Consider the following 3094-nt stretch of genomic DNA (forward strand, 5'->3'; position numbering starts at 1 on the left):
CCAGAGCCCGCGGGCGCCGGCCGCCGCGGCCGCGCCGATGCTGGCGTGCATCAGTTCGGCCGCGGCGCCGAGCCCGTGGTGCTCCGGGTGGACGTAGCACTTGCTGAGCTCGGTGCACGGCAGTTCACTCAGGACCGCGGCCACCTCCGGGTCCCGGGCGGGACGGGCCACCAGCAGGCTGTAGCCGCGGAGGTCGCCGTCGGCGTCGATCACCAGCACCGTGACCGCCGGATCTGCCAGATAGGCCCGGAAGTTGGCCTCGCTGAGGGTATTGGCGAGGTGCGCCGCGATGTCCTCCGGCCGGGATTCCGGCGGGCACGCGAGCGGGAAGGTGACGGCCGCGAGTGCGGCCAGCTTCCCGGCGTCGTCCGCGGTGGCTGTTCGGAGTATGTGGGTCATGGGGGATCTCCCGGCAGATGGTGAATTTCTCTCCGGCCAACGCCGTCAAACGGCGCATCCAGCGGCGTTGGCTGTCCCTAGAAGACTCTAGCGGTGGTGGTCGCCATGCCCTGCAGCGCACTCACAGGCTGCGCAGGAAAGCCAGGCCACTTTCAGCCAACTCGTCCTGGCTTGGAGCCAGGGGACGCCAGATCGACGCCGCGACGGCAATGGCGGCATTGTCGACCGTGAAACTTTCAATGTTGAGGGGCCCCGTGTAGCCCACTTCATTCAGGACCTGCAGGAAGCCTTTCCAATCGGTCTGGTCCCCACCGGGCGCGCCGCGGTCGTTGCCGCAGACTTGCACGTGCACCAGATGCTCTCCGGCGGTCCGGACCGCCGCGGCCACCGAACGCTCCTCGATGTGAAGGTGGTAGCTGTCCAACGCGATGCCGACTCCGTTCCCGAGCAGGGGTCCAAGGGCCTCAAGTGCCTGGTCCACCGTGTTAATCAGCGATGTTTCATACCTGTTCAAGGGTTCGATGCCAAGCACCACGCCCGCCTCCTGAGCCAGGGCCGCGACCGGCTGGAGGTTTCGGCGCAGCTCCGCGTAGGCGTCCCGTCGCTGCTCCCGCGACATTCGCCAGACCCGGCCAGTTCGGGAGTAGAACGGCCCACAGACAGTAGGCGAACCGATGCTGCTGGCCATGGTGATGCAGGCTGACAGGTAGGCCTGGGTCCTTTCCACGGCAGCCTGATCCGCCGCCACCAGGTCTCGCCCCGGTGCCATGGCCCCCACCACGAACGGTTTCAGCCCGTTTCTCTCGAGGGATTCCACCACTGCTGCGGACGTGAAATCGCCCTCGTTTTCCAGCGGCAGTTCGACGGCGTCAAACCCTATGGTGGCGATTTTCGCCAACAGCCCGGGAAGGTTGGAGTCGGTCAAGGGGGATTCCCAGACCCAGGTGCTGATTCCGGTCAGACGCTCCAAGCTGTCTCCTTCCATCTGTTTGTCCTGCCGACTGTTCCAGACGCGGCGGTCCCGCGGGGAGGGGGTATTTCGCGGGACCGCGGGGGCCGCGTCAGGGAATCTGCCGTTTCTGCCAGACCTCCGGGTAGCCGGCCAGGTCCTCGCCGCCGAACTTGGCGTAGTGCCCGCTGGGCATGCCCTGGTTACGCTGTAGCCACTGGTCCAGTTCGTCCTTAAGGATGGGCTTCTGCGGCAGGACCCATTCGGCCGGAATCGGCTCGCCCTTGAAGACCTTTTCCAAGGCCAGCAGCGGGGTCCGCCATTGGAAGTTGGAATAGACCGGGGCCATGGCGTCGATCCCGGTTTGCTTCCACTTGGTCAGGAAGCTCATCTCATCTTCGCCGGTCATCACGGGCAGCTTCTTGCCGGCATCCTCAAAGGCCTCGAGGGCAGCCACCGCACCGTCTCCGGCGTCCATCCACACGCCCTTGACGTCACCTGTGGCCAATTCATCGGAGATGATGTTCTTGATCTTCGTGGGGTCGGCGCCGGTGAAGTAGTCCTTGGCCTGAATTCCCTTTTCCTCGAAGATCTTCTTGGCCGCCGCCCAGCGGTGCTCCAGGACATCCACACCCGGGAGGATGCGAAGGGCAACGACCTTGTCCCCGGACTGAAGCCTTTCACTCAGGAAAGTGGCGGTGTCGATGCCCCAGGCGAACCCACCGATCGGGTGGATGAACGTGGTGGCGCAGTCAGTCTCTACACCGCGGTCAAACACCACCACGGGTTTGCCTGTCTCGCAGGCACGTTCAACGGCTTGGGTGAGGGCGGCCGTGGAATTAGGTGAAATGACGAACGCATCGCATTTGCCCTCGGCGATGAAATAGTCAATGTCGGCAATTTGGGTGTTGTCATTGTCCTTGGCGTCCCGGGTCTCCATTTCAGAAATGACGCCGGTGCCCTGGAGTGCCTTGAGCTGCTGGTTCATGGTGATCCACCCGGTTTGCCGCCAGGGGTTGGAGATGGAGGCGTTGGCGAAGCAGACCTTGTGCGCTCCCGGGGCCTTGAACTTGGACGTGTCCCTCATCGGGCCCGCGATGTACTGCAGATAGGGCTGCTCCGGGTTCCCTTCAAAGGTTGCCGACCGCTGCTGGTTCTGTGTGTCGTAGAGCGACTGGTCAAACCAGTCTTTGCTTGCCGGACTGGATGCCGCCGCAGAGCCGGTGCCAGTCCCTGTCGTTTGGGTGACGGATGGTTCGGTGGTACATCCGGTCAGGGCCACCAGCGGCAATGCTGCGGCAAGGGCGATCGCGCGGACAGAGTTATTGCGCATCAGACTCTTCCTCCTTGTTCGGTGCCCTCGGCGGGCGTGGGTGCTGCGGCCATTTGGTGCTGTTCGTCATGGGCAGCGGAACTGGCCCCCTTGCGCTTGCGCTGCCACGACCTGGATGCTGCGGCCACGGCGATGATGATGATTGCTCCTTGGACCGTGTCCCGCCACGTCGCCTGGAGACCCATGAAGTTCAGAAGGGTAAACAAGGACTCGAGGGCGAACGCCCCCGCCGCGGCGGACAGGACCCAGCCGCGCCCCCCGCCCAGCACAACGCCCCCGAGGACGACGGCGGTAATCGCCGTGAACTCGTACCCGCGCCCAACCGACGGATGCACGCCCGCGTAACCCACGAGCAGGATGCCGGCCACGGTGGCCGACAGCGAAGACATCATGAAGGCCCGCGTCCGCACCCA

The 3094-nt window shown here is 64.7% G+C and carries 3 protein-coding genes and 1 pseudogene; all 4 read right to left on the reverse strand.

Going from position 1 to position 3094, the window contains the following annotated elements; genetic code table 11:
* A partial coding sequence (locus Y706_RS26740; protein ID WP_043436654.1) for a GNAT family N-acetyltransferase occupies positions 1-399 on the reverse strand: 399 nt, incomplete at its 3' end.
* Between the two features lie 121 nt (positions 400-520).
* Positions 521-1369 (reverse strand): sugar phosphate isomerase/epimerase family protein, encoded by an 849-nt coding sequence (locus Y706_RS0120295; protein ID WP_028278024.1) that lies wholly within the window; start codon positions 1367-1369, stop codon positions 521-523.
* A gap of 91 nt (positions 1370-1460) precedes the next feature.
* A complete protein-coding gene (locus Y706_RS0120300) occupies positions 1461-2681 on the reverse strand; it encodes a substrate-binding domain-containing protein (protein ID WP_043436659.1) in 1221 nt (406 codons plus the stop codon).
* Positions 2681-3094: pseudogene (locus Y706_RS26745) on the reverse strand (ABC transporter permease); the annotation flags it as partial. The gene Y706_RS0120300 and the pseudogene Y706_RS26745, both read right to left, overlap by 1 nt.

Source organism: Arthrobacter sp. I3 (assembly GCF_000520575.1).
Lineage (GTDB): Bacteria > Actinomycetota > Actinomycetes > Actinomycetales > Micrococcaceae > Arthrobacter > Arthrobacter humicola_A.